12 protein-coding genes are annotated in these 16,435 nt (G+C 43.2%); 6 read left to right on the top strand and 6 right to left on the bottom strand.

The features are described 5' to 3' along the window. Positions 1–270 precede the first annotated feature (270 nt). A complete protein-coding gene (locus tag LU361_RS14500; protein WP_233089600.1) occupies positions 271–2,214 on the top strand; it encodes an ATP-binding cassette domain-containing protein in 1,944 nt (647 codons plus the stop codon). Between the two features lie 85 nt (positions 2,215–2,299). After that, positions 2,300–2,881, top strand: coding sequence for a flavodoxin family protein (locus tag LU361_RS14505; protein WP_233089601.1), 582 nt, complete (start codon positions 2,300–2,302; stop codon positions 2,879–2,881). On the opposite strand, the gene LU361_RS14510 is transcribed toward LU361_RS14505, so the two are convergent. Then, complete coding sequence (locus LU361_RS14510) at positions 2,878–3,315, bottom strand: universal stress protein (protein WP_233089602.1); 438 nt, start codon at positions 3,313–3,315, stop codon at positions 2,878–2,880. The genes LU361_RS14505 and LU361_RS14510 overlap by 4 nt on opposite strands. Positions 3,316–3,426: 111 nt before the next feature. Here LU361_RS14510 and LU361_RS14515 point away from each other — a divergent pair, with 111 nt between their 5' ends. Beyond that, the gene (locus LU361_RS14515) at positions 3,427–3,918 is read left to right on the top strand and encodes a hypothetical protein (protein ID WP_233089603.1); all 492 of its coding nucleotides are present in this window, start codon (positions 3,427–3,429) and stop codon (positions 3,916–3,918) included. Between the two features lies 1 nt (position 3,919). Here the strand turns inward: LU361_RS14515 and LU361_RS14520 are convergent, their stop codons facing one another. Then, on the bottom strand, positions 3,920–4,561 hold the full coding sequence (locus LU361_RS14520; protein WP_233089604.1) for a hypothetical protein: 642 nt from the start codon (positions 4,559–4,561) through the stop codon (positions 3,920–3,922). A gap of 401 nt (positions 4,562–4,962) precedes the next feature. On the opposite strand from LU361_RS14520, the gene topA reads away from it, so the two are divergent. Together topA and LU361_RS14530 are read left to right on the top strand one after the other, a co-directional pair. After that, positions 4,963–7,617, top strand: a complete 2,655-nt coding sequence (gene topA, locus LU361_RS14525) for a type I DNA topoisomerase (protein WP_233089605.1) — start codon at positions 4,963–4,965, stop codon at positions 7,615–7,617. 12 nt (positions 7,618–7,629) lie between these two features. Beyond that, positions 7,630–8,226 (top strand): DUF6586 family protein, encoded by a 597-nt coding sequence (locus LU361_RS14530; RefSeq protein WP_233089606.1) that lies wholly within the window; start codon positions 7,630–7,632, stop codon positions 8,224–8,226. 163 nt (positions 8,227–8,389) lie between these two features. On the opposite strand, the gene LU361_RS14535 is transcribed toward LU361_RS14530, so the two are convergent. The 3 genes from LU361_RS14535 to LU361_RS14545 form a co-directional block, all read right to left on the bottom strand. Beyond that, positions 8,390–9,187 (bottom strand): 2OG-Fe(II) oxygenase, encoded by a 798-nt coding sequence (locus tag LU361_RS14535; protein ID WP_233089607.1) that lies wholly within the window; start codon positions 9,185–9,187, stop codon positions 8,390–8,392. 543 nt (positions 9,188–9,730) lie between these two features. After that, on the bottom strand, positions 9,731–12,901 hold the full coding sequence (locus tag LU361_RS14540) for an efflux RND transporter permease subunit (RefSeq protein WP_233089608.1): 3,171 nt from the start codon (positions 12,899–12,901) through the stop codon (positions 9,731–9,733). Between the two features lie 208 nt (positions 12,902–13,109). Further along, on the bottom strand, positions 13,110–14,306 hold the full coding sequence (locus LU361_RS14545) for an efflux RND transporter periplasmic adaptor subunit (protein WP_233089609.1): 1,197 nt from the start codon (positions 14,304–14,306) through the stop codon (positions 13,110–13,112). Positions 14,307–14,791: 485 nt separating this feature from the next. Between LU361_RS14545 and LU361_RS14550 the strand changes: the two genes are divergently transcribed. After that, the gene (locus LU361_RS14550) at positions 14,792–15,403 is read left to right on the top strand and encodes a TetR/AcrR family transcriptional regulator (protein ID WP_233089610.1); all 612 of its coding nucleotides are present in this window, start codon (positions 14,792–14,794) and stop codon (positions 15,401–15,403) included. A 38-nt stretch (positions 15,404–15,441) separates the two neighbouring features. Here the strand turns inward: LU361_RS14550 and LU361_RS14555 are convergent, their stop codons facing one another. Continuing rightward, positions 15,442–16,305 carry a helix-turn-helix transcriptional regulator gene (locus tag LU361_RS14555; RefSeq protein ID WP_233089611.1) on the bottom strand — a complete coding sequence of 288 codons (864 nt, stop codon included), beginning with the start codon at positions 16,303–16,305 and terminating at the stop codon, positions 15,442–15,444. Positions 16,306–16,435 lie beyond the last annotated feature (130 nt).

Here is a 16,435-nt window from a genome sequence, read left to right on the forward strand (position 1 = left end):
TTAACCATAATAGCTGATGTATTTCAATTGATTGGAAAAAACTTCTAGTTATTTCTTGGTAAGACCAAAAACTTATCATAAATACTCATGAGTGCCCATTGTCATTGTTTATCGACGCCTTCACCAAGGTGTACTCACGCAATCTTCTCTTAATGGACTAGACGCTTATTTAAAAATTCCCCACATTTTAATTTCTGGTTCCTATAGAATCGCTCCTGGCCCGAGTGTTGGTAATAAAATACGTTTTTGAATTGGAATCAGTAAGAGTTTATGTCGTTAATCAAATTGGAAAATGCAAGTCTGAATTATGGACAAACTGTACTTCTCGAGAAGCAATCTCTCGAAATAGTCGCCGGTGATCGTCTGTGTCTGATCGGCCGAAATGGCGCCGGAAAATCCAGTTTGATGAAAGTGTTGTCAGGCGAGGTCGAGCTGGATGACGGTTCCGTGTGGCGCAAGCCCAGCCTGATTTTGTCTCGATTAGAGCAAGATTTGCCCGACGCCGATGATCTTACTGTCTACGATTCGGTGGCGCTTGGGCTTGGGGAAATGGCCCAATGGCTGAAAGAGTACGAGCAGCTCTCTCACAGCGCATCAACGGAAAAAGATTTCGATCAGCTGGCTAAACTGCAACACAACATCGAAGCTGGCGATGGCTGGGGGTTAAGTCAACGCATTGAGACCGTGCTCAGCCGCCTCGGTTTGGATGGTACGGTCATCATGCGTTCTTTATCTGGTGGTTGGCGCCGTCGCGTGGCATTAGCGCGGGCGTTGGCCAGAAATCCAGATGTGTTGTTGTTGGACGAACCTACTAACCACTTGGACGTTGCCACTATCGAGTGGTTAGAAGCACAGTTGCTGAATTTTAATGGCGCCATCGTTTTTATCACCCATGACCGCTCTTTTCTAGAAAAATTGGCAAATCGAATCGTGGAACTCGATCGTGGGCAATTGCTTCAGTTTTCAGGCACTTACGATAAGTTTCTAGAAAAGAAAGAGGCGTTATTAGCGGAAGAGGCACGTCACAATGCGCTGTTCGATAAGCGCCTTGCTGAAGAAGAAAAATGGATTCGCCAAGGCATTAAGGCACGCAGAACCCGCAACGAAGGCCGAGTTCGAGCCCTAAAGGCCATGCGCGATGAACGAAAATCGAGAAAGCAACGCGTTGGCAGTGCCGACCTCAAGCTGTCGGATGCTTCTATTTCCGGCAAGTTGGTCGCGCAACTCGAGCGGGTTCATCAAAGCTTTGGCGATCGAGTAATTATTGATGATTTCTCAACCACGATTGTCCGAGGCGATCGAATCGGTCTGATTGGACCCAACGGCGCGGGCAAAAGTACGCTGTTAAAAATCATTCTGGGAGAGCTGTCGCCTCCTAATGGCAAAGTAAAGCTCGGCACCAATCTTGAGTTGGCCTATTTTGATCAGCTGCGGTTGCAACTGAATTTGGATGCAACTCCGGTTGATAACATTTCCGAAGGCCGCGAGTTCATTGATATCGACGGTAAGCAAAAACACATTATCAGTTACCTTCAAGACTTTTTGTTTACGGGTGAACGTGCGCGAACGCCGTTGAGAGCACTGTCGGGTGGCGAGCGAAACCGTGTATTACTTGCAAAACTGTTTAGCAAGCCAAGTAACTTGTTGGTGGTGGACGAGCCAACCAATGACCTAGACGTAGAAACGCTCGAATTACTGGAAGAAGTATTGGGGGCGTATTCTGGAACATTGCTGCTGGTCAGCCATGACCGGAAATTCCTCAACAACGTTGTCACTAGCACCATTGCGTTTGAAGGCCAAGGCGTGGTTCGAGAATACGTTGGTGGTTACGAAGATTGGATTGCTCAGGGCGGGCGTTGGATTGACGCAGACGATGCTAAAGCCCCCGCCGAAGAAAGTGCTGCATCGACCGAGAAAACCGGTACTGCCAATGATCAAACGTCATCATCGAGTACCGACAAGCCTGCAAAAAAAGCCAGCGTAAAACTCAGTTACAAACTTCAACGAGAGCTGGATGCGCTGCCCAAACAGCTCGAAACCCTCGAAAATCAAATTGCACAATTAGAAGAAACCATCAGCGCACCTGATTTTTACAATCAAGATCAAGAGGCGATTCAATCCTCATTAGCGGAACACGAAACCGCTAAAAATGCCTTAGATGAAGCTTTTGAACGCTGGATGGAGCTTGAGGCCATGGCTAATGGCGAGGCATAGCAGGCTTTGAATTGAGTTGCCGCACCGATAAGGTGGCTGGTGCGTGAGTTATTGTCTAATAGCTGAATAAGCGAGTGATTAATAGATGTCGGTAAAAATAGGGATTGTGTATTTTTCACAAACAGATCTTACCCACGCATTGGCGTTGAAGATAAAGCAGGGAATCGAGACTCTGCCAGGGGCCTCGACGTTATTGCACCGTATTCAGGGCAAAGAAATTGTTGAAGGCCGGTTTGCGACTCTTTCTTTGCTGGATCAATTAGCCAATGTTGATGCCATTGTGTTCGGTTCTCCTACCTACATGGGCGGGCCAGCCGCCCAGTTTAAAGCCTTCGCGGATGCAACCAGTGAACTCTGGTGTAACCAGTTATGGGCAGGCAAGGTTGCAGCGGGTTTTACTTGCGGCAGTGCGCTCAACGGTGATCAGGGAAAGACACTCGATTACTTTTCTACGCTGGCCAATCAACACGGCATGATTTGGCTAGGACTCGATAGTGCGGCCGGTTACGACGCTCGAAAAATTAATCGATTGGGTTGCCAAGCCGGTGTTACTGCCAGCGAATACGAAGGAAATAACGTGCACCCGGTAGACTCAGATACCGCCTACTATTTGGGTACACGCGTGGCAAAGGTGGTTGCTCAGTTTTGTGCAAATAAAGGCAATTAGCCTTGATTAACCCGCACTGCCAATACGTCACAGTGGCTTCCGTGTAAGACAGAATTCGACGTCGAGCCCAATATTAAGGATAATCCGTGCCGACCGTGGCTACCAACAATGATTAAATCCGCTTTTTCCTTGGCTGCAAGCTCGTGCAACTCTGTTGCGGGTTGGCCAATGGAAATGTGTTGGTTTTCTTGCTCAATACCGAATTCATCACCAATTTTTTGCAGGTCAATTTTGGCTTGGGTGTGAATTTGATCTTGAATTGAGCTGATATCCATGGGGATATCGCCACCGTAGGTGAACAGCAGTGGTTCAATGATATGAGCTACCGAAAGTTTGGCGTTTGAGGACTCAGCTAAGAATTTAGCTTTTTCCATGATTTGTTTTGATTCAGACGATAAATCCAAACCAACAATGACGTGTGTGTAAGAGCTCATAGTTACTTACCTCATAATTAAGTGTAAGAAGATCTTTGGGAGCACGAGGCTGTAAGTTGTACTGCTAAGTTAACTCAAAGCTCTGTAGATTATTTGATTTGGTGCAACAAAATGCAATCCTGGATGCCACTGATATTTATAGTAATGGCCGTTGCTTTAGCGGTCGGTCCGATCATGATGATGCGGCCGACAAAATCTCAGCAAAAACTCTCTAATTTAAGAACCCAGGCGTTAAATTCTGGTATTCGCGTATCGGTTACCGTATGGCCCGAAAGATTCAAACTCAGTACCAATCGTTTGATGCGCTACAACTTGCCTTGGCAGGTTCAAAAACCGCCGTTTGCACAAGTGTTGTTAATTAAGCGGAATTTTGAACACAAATTGCACCTGTTAGGTACTTGGGATTGGGCCGATGGCGAGGGTGCCGGTGCAAATGCTTTTGAACAATTGATGTTGGATTGCCCGATTTTAGAAGACGTTAGCGCGGTAGGTTGCTCACCTGCGGGTGTGTTTGTCGATTGGAATGAACGAAAATCTGCCGACCTGGCAGAAATTCAAACGTTTTTAGAATCGTTGCGTAAAGCACTTCTCGACGCACTTTAACTTACGCCGACGATGCTTCTTTGTCGGTATCTTCTGTTTGTTGGCGGTCGGGATTAAGATCAACTTCCACCATTAAATCTTCGTCGAGAGCGACACGGTCGGTTTCGATGATTTCTTTCACTTGTTTCAGCATCGACTTTTTTCGGGGGTCGGGGTGAGACGAGTGCGCCAGATTTGATAACGCTTTTTGGTAAAACGCTTTTGCGGGTAATAATTCGCCTCGGTTTATGGCTTGATGGCCTTGGGCAATATATGAAATAACAGAAATCATTAATTTTCCCCAGGCGAGCGACAACTTAAAGCTGTTTAATTCTTCAACACTGATTTCTCCCCGCGTTTGTTTGTGCGCTAGTAGCGCCGCTGCTTTTTCTAAATGTTTGTGTGAAATGGCGATTTGAGAGTCTGATTCTCGAATTCGATAAATTCTTTCATTCAAATTGATCTCTCGATTCAGTTCTTCTTGCAAAGCCTGAGCATTTTTCATGGCTGAATTAACGTAACCGTCTTCACTGTCGAGTTCATGCATGGCTTTGAGGATACTGAGAGATTCTTCGTTGGTGATGCGTGCAATTTCTCGGGGTTCGATAGTTTGATCAACGGTAATAAGTAGGTTCTGAATTTCCTCGTATTGATTTTTAAGCACAGCTATTCTTGATCGAATGACTCGTTTGCGCGTCTCAACATGATTCGCCCAACTCACAACGAGCAAAGACCCTACACAAATGATGCTAAATAGAATGAATGCAAAAGAGGCGCTCATAACGTCTGTTTTAGTTGGCACTTTATTTGTGTATCGGCGGGTGAAAAAAGACAATTAAAATTGTTCACTTATAAATCAGTAAAAATATTCAGGTGTGCAATTAATGATTCAAAATGTAAACATATTTACTTAATTTTTATAAATTGATGGGGCATCGCGTGGCTAATGTGTGAATTTTTGCTATAAGGAACCTTGACCCTTGATGAATCAGGTCTTATATATGCGCACCTAGCTCAGATAATTTCTCTTTTTGTATAAAAAGTAATCTAATTTAGAAGGATCACATGGGAAAATCGTTAGTTATTGTTGAGTCCCCTGCAAAAGCCAAGACAATCAACAAATACTTAGGGAAGGACTACGTAGTAAAGTCGAGTGTCGGACACATTCGTGACCTTCCTACCAGTGGAAGTTCTAAAACACCTGTCGATCCGAAAGAGCGAGCAAGGCAAGCCGCAATTACACGGAAGCTTTCTCCTGAAGAAAAAGTCATTCATAAACAGCGCAAGGCCAAAGAACAGCTCATCAAACGTATGGGTATTGACCCAGAAAACGATTGGGCCGCGCAGTACCAAATTCTTCCCAACAAAGAAAACGTTGTTTCTGAGCTAAAATCTCTCGCAGATGACGCTGACACCATCTATCTCGCAACGGACTTGGATAGAGAAGGGGAAGCCATCGCCTGGCATTTACGCGAAGCTATCGGTGGTAATGAAGACCGCTATCGTCGAGTTGTGTTTAACGAAATCACCAAATCGGCCATTCAAGAAGCGTTCAAATCGCCTGGCCCACTCGATATGAGCCGGGTAGAAGCGCAGCAATCTCGACGTTTTCTCGATCGAGTTGTGGGTTACATGGTGTCGCCGTTACTTTGGGAAAAAGTAGCGCGTGGTTTATCAGCGGGTCGTGTTCAATCGGTTGCGGTAAAGCTGATCGTTGAACGTGAGAACGAGATTCGAGCGTTTATCCCAGAAGAATATTGGACGCTCTTTGCCGACCTTAATAGCGCTGGCAACGACGCGATTCGTTTTGAAGTTAAAAAGTACGACGGGAAAAGCTATCGTCCGAAGAACAAAGAAGAATCGGATGAATCGGTTGCCCGATTGCAACCTGCCGAATACGTCGTAAGTAATCGCGAAGACAAGCCTACACAGTCGAAACCCTCGGCGCCCTACATCACCTCTACGCTTCAACAGGCGGCCAGTAACCGTTTAGGTTACGGTGTTAAAAAGACCATGACCATGGCTCAGCGTCTTTATGAGGCGGGCTATATCACCTACATGCGTACGGACTCTACCAACCTCAGTAAAGAAGCGGTGGAATCTTGTCGAGATTACATTTTAGAGAACTACGGTAAAAAATATTTGCCTGAGTCACCCAACGTGTATTCCAGTAAAGAGGGTGCTCAAGAGGCGCATGAGGCGATACGACCGTCGAATGTCAGTGTTCAGCCAACCCAGCTAAAAGGCATGGAGCGCGACGCTGAGCGGCTCTACGCGTTGATTTGGCAGCAGTTTGTTGCCTGTCAGATGCCTCCGGCCCAATACATCAGTACTGCCGTTGTCATCGAAACCGAAGGTTACGAGTTGCGTACACGCGGCCGTGTGATCAAGTTTGACGGTTACCTTAAGGTTCAGCCGGTTGTTAGCAAAAAAGAAGAAGATCAGGTTCTGCCCGAAATTAAAGTGGGCGACAAGTTAGATTTGAAAAAGCTCGACCCGAGCCAACATTTTACAAAGCCACCTGCACGCTACAGCGAAGCCAGTTTAGTAAAAGAATTAGAAAAACGTGGCATTGGTCGACCCTCCACTTACGCGTCGATCATTTCTACCATTCAAGATCGCGGTTACGTTAAGGCCGAAAATCGCCGTTTCTACGCCGAGAAAATGGGCGATATCGTTACAGAGCGCCTCCAAGAAAGCTTCCAGGAGTTGATGGACTACAGTTTCACCGCTCGAATGGAAGAAACGCTTGATGATGTCGCCGAAGGCAAAATGAACTGGAAAAAAGTTCTCGACGATTTTTATCAAGATTTCACGTCCCATCTCGAAAAAGCGCAATCGCCCGACGGCGGTATGCGCGAAAACCAGCCGACGAATACCGACATCGAATGTTCGTCTTGCGGTCGCAATATGCAAATTCGCACCGGCAGCACGGGTGTTTTCCTCGGTTGTTCCGGTTACGCGCTGCCGCCCAAAGAGCGTTGCAAAAATACCATGAACTTGGTGTCTGGTGACGAAGCGGTGGATTCTGATAAAGACGAAGAAGCAGAATCTAAACTCTTGAGGGCTAAGCGCCGTTGTCCGATTTGTAACACCGCAATGGACAGCTACCTAATTGATGAAAGTCGCAAACTTCATATTTGTGGACGCAACCCTGATTGCTCCGGTTACGAAATAGAGCAGGGCAGCTTTAAGATTAAGGGCTACGAAGGGCCGGTTCTTGAGTGTGATAAATGCGGTAGTGAGATGCAGCTGAAAACCGGTCGATTCGGTAAATATTTCGGTTGCACCAACGAAACCTGTAAAAACACTCGCAAACTGCTGAAAAGCGGAGAGCCTGCACCACCTAAAATGGACCCGGTACCGATGCCCGAGTTGGCCTGTCAAAAGGTGGACGACGTTTATGTCTTGCGTGATGGTGCGTCAGGTCTTTTTTTGGCTGCGAGTCAGTTTCCGAAAAATCGCGAAACACGAGCACCTTACATTGACGAGTTGCTGCCACACAAAGACGAAATCGATCCCAAGTACGCCTTTTTGTTCAGAGCGCCGGTCACCGATGGCGATGGCAATCGAACCATTGTTCGCTACAGCAGAAAAACCAAAGAACAATACATTCAGACTGAAATAGAAGGTAAGGCAACAGGTTGGAAGGCGTTCTATGAAGGCGGTAAATGGGTTGTAACCGAAAAGTCTAAAAAAGCAGCTGCTAAGAAAAAGTAGGTTATCGATTTTATGTCGCCTGAGTATTCAATGCTGGTTAATCAGAAGTTATCTTTTGCAAAACTGATGGTTGGCGAGCTTGAACGTGATTTGCTTCCACAGTCTTCAAGCACCGAATCTCTTGAAAAATTTGCCGAAACCATTGCTAAGAATCGTCGTCTGTTTCAGGCGCGGTTCGAAGCGGTTATGCATCATTTAAGTGCTGCTTTTCAGTGTTACTTACATGAAATTAACGCGTTTGATGTCAGCGGTAAATCGCCAACTGCTGAGTCTTCTCAGTTATTCGGAGTCATCGCAAATTTCAAAGTATTAATACAAGAGTCGTCTAATAATCCTGGATTAGAAGAGTTAAAGAACCTGTACCACAATCGAAATAGCGTTGTTCGTGTATTGGTGGATTTTAGCGAACTACTGACTCAGGAAGTACTGGAGTATCAGTTGCCCGATCAAACTCCTGACGCCAGTGCGCCGTTCGATAATATCATTGCTGTAGAATTATCGGATTCCCAAAATGAAACGTTTAAATTGACTTTGCAACAAATGGTTGGGTTTGTTGATGAATTACGAGAGCTGATTGCTAGTCAACGAGCAATGTCAGTTGAGCAGTAAATTTTTCAGAAAAGTTAACAATAAAAATGATATTGCTATTTAGCGAAGAGTATTTTTAAAAATACGTATAGTGATTTTTAATTGAAGTTATTTGTTTTGAAAATAAAAAAGGGCTTAATGAATAAGCCCTTTTTTATTGCATAAGATTAGATTGAGACCTAATTTAAAGGTGTTTTTCAAATCCTAGCTTTCTTTTTACTTTATCGACGAAAGAGAATTCGAATTTTAATTCGTCTCTTTTACCATCTTCGTCCAAAAATTGAGTGCTGTGAGCTTTAGATGCCTGATCTCCCTGGGCTGATGTGTAGTAATAAAGCGCTAGAGAAATGCGAGAACGATCTTCAGGGCAGTTCAGTGGAACTGGGTGCCCATGAAAGCTAGTTGAAGTGGTACTAAAAATTGCCATTCGATTGAACACAGGCAAAATTTTCTTTTGGCAAGCACATTTTTTTTCATCCCAAAGCTCAAAATGACCGCCGTACTCTTCTTTCCAATTTTTGTTTAAATAAATAAGTACGTTTATTCGTCTTACCACATTCATGTGACTGTGCTTGTTGAAGTCAACATGAACGCCAAGCTTTCCGCCTTTCGGGATTTTATGCAAGCCTGCGCCTGATAAGTACGGATCGGGTATTAACCCTTCAATACCGGTTAAGTTTTCTAAGAAACGTAAAAAAGGCGCTGAATTTAGGTTGTGAATGAACGCTCTAGTAATAGGCTGCAAGTTGATGTCTTGATTCATCTGCAGCTTTTTCTCGTATTTTGATTCAAATTCGAGCCACTGCTTTTCACCTTCTTCAAATTCATCAATCACTGCATCCAGCAATTCAGGTGAAAAAAGATTATCGTACACTCCGTGTGCAAAAGGCGCTGCGTTTTTATAATCCTCGGCTCTTGAGGACGCAAGTTCATTCAATGCGTCAATTGGAAGCATTTCATTGTGGTTCATCGTCGCTAGCATTGAGAAATTCTCCCTATAAACAATGCATCAAAAACCATCGTGTTCAAATTTTTATTGGAACAAGTGCTCAATAGAAACCGTCAGCCTCAATCAGAGGAATAAATATTTCTAATAGCAAGTAAAGGTGTTGGATAAAGATTGCGTATGTTTACCCTGAACAGGTATGTGACTGAATCGTCATATATAACTTGACGAAGTTAACAATAGCAACTTGACGCTTATCATACTCGTTTAGTACTGAGAGTCAAAATTTATACGAGTAAAATTTACAGTTACCTATTTGTGATTTGATTTTTACCAATAATTCAAATTAAAAGTCGCTGGTTTTTTATGAATCAGCCTTTCAAATGCAAAAAATTTCAAAAATAGAATATTAAATTATTATTTTTATACCCTTTCATTGTTCGAGCAAAAACATCAGTTGTTGCTTTTTTAGCTTTTATTTATGGTTTAAACGTTAACAAAAAATAACAAAAAAGCCCCGGTAAATTAATTACCGGGGCTTTTTTGCGCTTAGTTTAAGGTTTTAAACAGTGTACTTTTTTATAACTCCGAAACCGGCGCGTTAGATTTTGTTATTAAATTTTTATTTCTGTAAATTATTTTTTGAATTACCAAAAAGAAGATTGGTGTAAAGAATAATCCAAAGAAGGTAACGCCGATCATTCCAAAAAATACAGTAATGCCTAAAGCCTGTCGTATTTCTGCGCCTGCACCACTGGCTAGCATTAATGGTAATACGCCAAAAATAAACGCAAACGAAGTCATAATGATTGGGCGCAATCTTAGGCGGCAAGCTTCTAGTGCAGATTCATAAATGGATTTACCAGACTCAAATTGCTCCTTTGCAAATTCCACAATTAAAATTGCGTTTTTCGCAGCAAGGGCGACTAAAACAAAGAGTCCGATTTGCGTGAATATATTTACTTCCGAATCCATCAATATAATGCCCATCACTGCACTCAATAAACACATTGGAACAATAAGTATGATCACAAATGGAAGGCTTAAGCTTTCGTATTGAGCTGCCAGCACCAAAAAGATGAGTAAGACAATTAATGCCATAATTGGTAGCAAACTGCCGGATGCATTAACTTGCTGATACGATATTTCCGTCCAGTTAAAGGTCATACCGGGGGGTAAAACCTCGGCGGCAATTTCTTCCATTGCGGCAATCGCTTCACCGGAACTGTAACCAGGCGCTGGCTTACCGTTAATATCTGAACTTGGATATCCGTTGTAACGCTGTACCGTATTCGCGCCATAGCTGGGTTTTAATTCAACAACTGCGCTGATCGGAACCATATCTCCCTGGCTGTTTCGTGTTTCTAACACTAAGGCATCTTCAGGTTGTGAACGATATTGCTGATCCGCTTGCACCATTACTCGATAGGTTCTACCAAACTGATTAAAGTCGTTTACGTAAAAAGAACCCAAATAGGTTTGTAACGTTAAAAACAAATCTTGCAGGTTGATTCCCATGCGTTTTGCTTTTTCACGATCAACGTCGGCTAAGATTTGCGGTGCGTTAATTTCGTAGTTGGTAAATCCAGCGACTATTTCAGGGCGTTGGTAGGTTTTCGCAATAAATTCGCGCGTAATTTGGTACAGGTTATCGGAACCGGTGTCGAGTCGATCCTCAATCTGCATTTTAAAGCCACCTGCCGGGCCGAAGCCTCGAATTGGTGGGGCGTTAACTACGAAAATAAAAGCGCCTTCGATTGCAGAAAGCTTTTGGTTGAGTATGCCGGCGAGTTTCGGTCCAGACAGTTTCTCTCCGCGTTGTGCGAACGAATCGAGCGGTAAAAATACCACGCCGCTGTTTGATGTGCGGGTAAATCCATTGACCGACAAACCTGGGAATTGAACGACGTTTTTGACACCCGCGGTTTCACCAGCAATTTCACCAATTTGGCGAATGACCGATTCAGTGCGTTCAATCGACGCACCCGGCGGCAAAGCAACAACCGTTACCAAATAACCTTTGTCTTGTTCGGGAACAAATCCTTGCGGCGCTTTGGAAAAACCAAATCCGGCTAAAGTAACGAGTCCGGCGTATAACACCAGCATAATACTACTGACCCTAAAGGCGCGTTTGATAACACCGAGGTAGCCGTTGGTTGATTTCTCAAAGAATCGATTGAAAGGGCGGAAGAACCAACCTAAACCCGCGTTGATGATACGCTGAATAAGATCCGGTTTATTTCGGTGATCCGTTAAAATAAGCGCACAAAGGGCGGGCGAAAGAGTGAGAGAGTTGATGCCTGATAATACCGCCGCAAAAGCAATAGTGAGAGCAAACTGCTGATAGAAGGCACCATTAAATCCGCCAACCAATGCCGGTGGAACAAATACCGCGCAAAGTACGAGTGAGATGGCGATGATTGGGCCTGCTACTTCATCCATGGAGCGATGAGCAGCCTGCTTGGGTGTTAATCCTTCACTGATACCCCGTTCGACATTTTCGACGACCACAATCGCATCGTCGACCACGATTCCCACGGCAAGGACTAACCCCAATAAAGTGAGTGTGTTGATCGAAAAGCCAAAACCGTAAAGCGCGGCCATGGTGCCAATAATAGATACTGGTACCGCAATAATTGGAATTAATGCCGCTCTCCAAGTTTGTAAAAACAGCAAGACGACAATCACTACCAGAAGCGTTGCTTCGAGCAGGGTGTTGATTACCGACTTAATCGAGTCTTTCACGAAAATGGTGGGGTCATAAACGATCGAATAATCCAGTCCTTCTGGGAATCGCGTTTTTAACTCAGCCATTGTTGAGCGAACACTGCTGGCCAGTTCCAATGCATTAGCACCGGGAAGCAGGAATATCGGCAGTGCAACTGCGGATTTATTATCCAGTAAGCTTCTCAATGCGTATTCGCTGCCGCCGAGTTCCACACGGGCAACGTCTCTCAGATAGGTGATTTCGCCGTTATTGGCGACTTTAACGATCACTTGCTCGAACTGTTGTTCAGATTCCAAACGCCCGAGAGAATTAATCGCAAGCTGGAACTGCGCCGAGGAATCCATGGGTGAGGCTCCAACGGAACCTGCAGCAACTTGAATATTTTGCTCTTGTAGAGCGGCAATAACATCACCGACGACCAAGTTTCGCGATGCCATTTGGTGAGGGTTGAGCCATATTCGCATCGCGTAATCGCCTGTACCGAACAAGCGAACGTCTCCGGCGCCGGGCAAACGCAGTAAATTATCTCGCACTTGAATACGAGCAAAGTTACTTAAGTAGAGGCTGTCATAGCGGCCTTCTGGTGAAAACAAATGCACAACCAAGGTTAAATCCGGAGAACTCTTACGAGCAGTCACGCCTAAGGCGCGAACTTCTGCAGGCAATCTTGGTAAAGCCTGGGCAATTCGGTTTTGAACTTGTACCTGAGCGCGGTCGATGTCTTCGCCTAAATCAAAAACCACAGAAATCTGTAAGGTTCCGTCTTGCTGTGCTTTTGAATCGATGTAGGTTAAACCTTCGATGCCACTTAACTCTTGTTCAATAGGCGCGGCCACAGTATCGGAAATAACATCTGGATTAGCGCCGGGATAGCGTGCAGAAACAACGATGGTCGGCGGGCTTACCTCGGGATACTCTGAGATAGGCAGCTCAAAAATAGATATGACACCCGCAAGAAAAATGAGTATCGATAACACGCCGGCGAAAATAGGGCGGTTAATAAAAAAATGAGTAAAATTCATAATGTTCGCTAAATTAATTTAGGCCCATCGTTTATCAATTTATCCGTTAATAATGAGTAAACGAAAATCAGTAAACGAATGTTGGGTTAGAAAAATAATTGCTTGGAATGCTAAAACTATTTAATTAACGCGCTAAACGTTTTTAACAACCAACGATAAGTGCATCGTTGATTGTTTTAGAGTCCAAGCAATTTTTAACGTTTTTGAATTAAAGCTGTGCGGTATTTTTTACGAGAGAGTCGGTTGCTTGTTCCGTAATTTCTTGGGGCGACACTGCCATTCCAGGGCGTATTTTTAAACCACCGCCAATAACAACGGCATCACCAACGGTTAATCCCGATTTAATGATTCGTTTGCCGTTATACAAGCCGCCAAGTTCAACCGGTCGATATTCTGTGGTGTTTTGCTCATTAACGATCAGCACGTATTTTTTACTTTGGTCTGTGGCAATGGCTGAGTCATCAATAAGCACCGCTTCGTATTGATCACTGATCTGCATTTTTACCCGTGCAACCATGCCTGGTAAAAACAGACCACGATCATTTTCTACCGTTGCTCGAATTCTAATGGTGCCAGATTCAGGATTAACCTGGTTGTCGACAAAATTTAAATCGGCGTTAAACGGAAATTGACTCGCGCCCGATAAACCCACTTGGATACTTGTACTTTGACTGGTACTGTTTTCCAACTCACTCACGTAATTGATGTAGCTTTTTTCGTCGGCGTCGAACACAACGTACATAGGATTTCGAGAAACTATGGTTGTTAAAACCGTGGTGCCGCTGTTAACGAAATTTCCTTCCGTAATAAATGCCCGAGAAATTTTTCCTGAAATTGGAGCAATAATCCGTGTGTAATCCAAATTTAATTGCGATTCATCACGAAAAGCCTGAGCTTCTTGGTGGCTCGCTTTAGTGATTTGTACACGCGTGGCATTTTGGTCGTGAATTTCTTGAGAGATGGCGTTTGTCGCAAGTAATTTTTCACTGCGTTTTAATTCTGTTACAGCAAGGTCGTATTCTGCTTTTGTACTGATGACTGTCGCTTGGGCTCGGTTTAATGCAATTTGAAAAGGACGAGGATCTATTTGAAATAACAAATCACCTTTATTAACCAGGCTTCCTTCTTCGAAAAATACATTATCAATATAACCGTTGACTCGTGGTCTTAGGTTTACCGTATCAATAGCGCGAAACTCGCCGGTAAAAACCGCTGAGTCAGATACTGGCGTGAGTTCAATTGTGTCCACTCGAACCGGTGGTGGCGGTGGGGTGGATGGTGCTGATTGGCTATTGGCGTCACTACAGGCATTTAGTACTAAAAAGAATACAGCTACAACCGCTGAACGAACCGCTGTTCTTATCAAGCGTATACGAACTTCAGGTAATTTAGCCTGAATAAACATAACGAATTCCTTGAATTAAAATTAGGTTAACTAATTTCTAGAATAAATATTGGATTTTATGATCAATGTACAAGCAGCAATGGCTCTTTTAGATGAGCGCCCATATGCTGAAGAGGTTTTTGCTTAACAAGAAAGCAAAGTTTTGACGTTTTTGTAATGTAATTAACTTGGTCTATTTATAGGTAGGCTACAGCCAGCGATAAAGAATCTGGATAGCGTATAATATAAGTAGTAATGAACGACCAAGTACATTATCTGTTTATGATGTCTATTTTATGAAGTTAGCTTGAGAGAATAGTCAGCAAGCTTAGCTATACACTCAACTATCACTCTTAGCTACTACTAAACAACGTCGACGAACACGATGTTTATCATTTAATACTGAGTCTTGTAAAAATCTTGCTACATAGACTGCTATTTAATGTTACCATTCAGTAACTTTCTCTATGTTACCGGCCAGTCACAAGTTTAGTCAACTTAAATTTATGCCTAGAAATCCAAAAGACCACTGCCAACCAGGCAGCAAACCCAAAGTGAAAGACCGTATATTTGATGCGGCTTCTGACTTGTTCTACAAGAAAGGAATCTATTGCGTCGGAATTGATGCGATTGTTTCAGAAGCTGAAACCAACAAAATGAGTTTGTATCGGAATTTTGAATCCAAAGATGAGCTCGTTACGGAATACATCAAATCCCAAAACAATGTCCATAAAGAGAAATGGGACAACATTGTTAATGAACATCAGGATTCCCCGGTCGAAGCGATAATCGCTATTTTTCACGAGATTCAAACCAAGAAAACCGATTCTTGTAACGGTTGTCCTACTGCGAACGTGGCCATTGAATTACGAGGTCACAATCATCCAGCGCTTTCATTAATATTCGAATCGCGAGGAGATGTGCTCCAACGTTTTATTGATTTATCCCAAGCTGCAGGGGCTAAAAACCCCAGTCAACTTGCAGATACTTTGGTTTTACTGTTCGAAGGTTGTGTCATGACAAAGGTGACTTTTCCGGATCAGTCATGGCCGGGAAATAATATCACTGATATTGTGAAAAATATTCTTAAGTCAGAACTGGGTTCAGATTGTTTTTAAGTGAATTTTATTATTTTGAATTAATAATATTTAAAATTTTAGAACAACCATTTTTTTAACTCAGACAAATTACCAATCATTAATTGCTGCGCTTGCGGCAGTGCTTCTACTTTATTCGGGTCTAATTGGAATAATTTTAAAATATAATTCACTAATGCGGCCCGTGAATTAATAATCAACGCATTGCGTTTCATGCCGTAGTCTTCGGCAATAATTTTTCTTTGGGCTTTATTTAATCTCGTGTCAGGAATAATTTTTATTCTGGCAGGTGTATGCCAGAGTTTGTCTTTGTTGGAGTCAATTAAGGCCTCGTCATAAATTTCAATTTCTCCTCTAAACCGGCTCAAGACAAAATCTCTAAAATCGCGATTTTTTTCGCAGTAGGCGCGCACGTGCCAGCGTTGTCCGGTGTTGATTAAACTGTGTGGCTCAATGATGCGATCTTCAATTTTGGGGTTGTTGAGCGAGACGTAACCTAATTCTATTCGGCGTTTGTTTTTTATTGCTTGAATCAAGCCGCGTAAAATATCCGCTTTAATATGTCGAGTTGGCGGTTGTAACAATTCTATGTTTTGTGAAATGACTTTATTGGTGTTGTCGAAGGGCAATAAATTGCCGCCTTTTTCTGATAATAAGGTTAGGTATTCGTCAACTGTTCCAAATGTAAATTTTGGTTTGAACGTAACACCAGGAATGTAACCTTTCAAAGAGCTGTCATAAAATAAATTGCTTGGGGCAATTTGTTTGAGATAGTAGTTAATATCCTTTGACGCTTGCTGTCGCCCGATTCCAAAATATTGGCACAAATGATTGGTCGTAAGGCGTCCTTCCCACAAAACAATGATTTCAATGAGTTTGTAACGTAAAACTTGGTCAAATGAATATGTCGTATTTTCATTCATATAAGAATTGATTCCACAATATATAGGCGGCAATGTCTGTATATTGTGTTTATTGTTGCGTTGGTTTACGAGGTATCCATCACATAATTTAAATATGAGCGTAAAAGCGATAGGTTTTTTTGATTTAGAA

This window comes from Sessilibacter corallicola, assembly GCF_021290925.1.
GTDB classification, from domain to species: domain Bacteria; phylum Pseudomonadota; class Gammaproteobacteria; order Pseudomonadales; family Cellvibrionaceae; genus Sessilibacter; species Sessilibacter corallicola.

Excerpts from the sequence above, each read along its gene's own strand:
- LU361_RS14500 (WP_233089600.1), top strand. The coding sequence starts at position 271 with ATGTCGTTAATCAAATTGGAAAATGCAAGTCTGAATTATGGACAAACT.
- LU361_RS14505 (WP_233089601.1), top strand. The coding sequence starts at position 2,300 with ATGTCGGTAAAAATAGGGATTGTGTATTTTTCACAAACAGATCTTACC.
- LU361_RS14510 (WP_233089602.1), bottom strand. The coding sequence starts at position 3,315 with ATGAGCTCTTACACACACGTCATTGTTGGTTTGGATTTATCGTCTGAA.
- LU361_RS14515 (WP_233089603.1), top strand. The coding sequence starts at position 3,427 with ATGCAATCCTGGATGCCACTGATATTTATAGTAATGGCCGTTGCTTTA.
- topA (WP_233089605.1), top strand. The coding sequence starts at position 4,963 with ATGGGAAAATCGTTAGTTATTGTTGAGTCCCCTGCAAAAGCCAAGACA.
- LU361_RS14530 (WP_233089606.1), top strand. The coding sequence starts at position 7,630 with ATGTCGCCTGAGTATTCAATGCTGGTTAATCAGAAGTTATCTTTTGCA.
- LU361_RS14535 (WP_233089607.1), bottom strand. The coding sequence starts at position 9,187 with ATGCTAGCGACGATGAACCACAATGAAATGCTTCCAATTGACGCATTG.
- LU361_RS14540 (WP_233089608.1), bottom strand. The coding sequence starts at position 12,901 with ATGAATTTTACTCATTTTTTTATTAACCGCCCTATTTTCGCCGGCGTG.
- LU361_RS14545 (WP_233089609.1), bottom strand. The coding sequence starts at position 14,306 with ATGTTTATTCAGGCTAAATTACCTGAAGTTCGTATACGCTTGATAAGA.
- LU361_RS14550 (WP_233089610.1), top strand. The coding sequence starts at position 14,792 with ATGCCTAGAAATCCAAAAGACCACTGCCAACCAGGCAGCAAACCCAAA.
- LU361_RS14555 (WP_233089611.1), bottom strand. The coding sequence starts at position 16,305 with ATGAATGAAAATACGACATATTCATTTGACCAAGTTTTACGTTACAAA.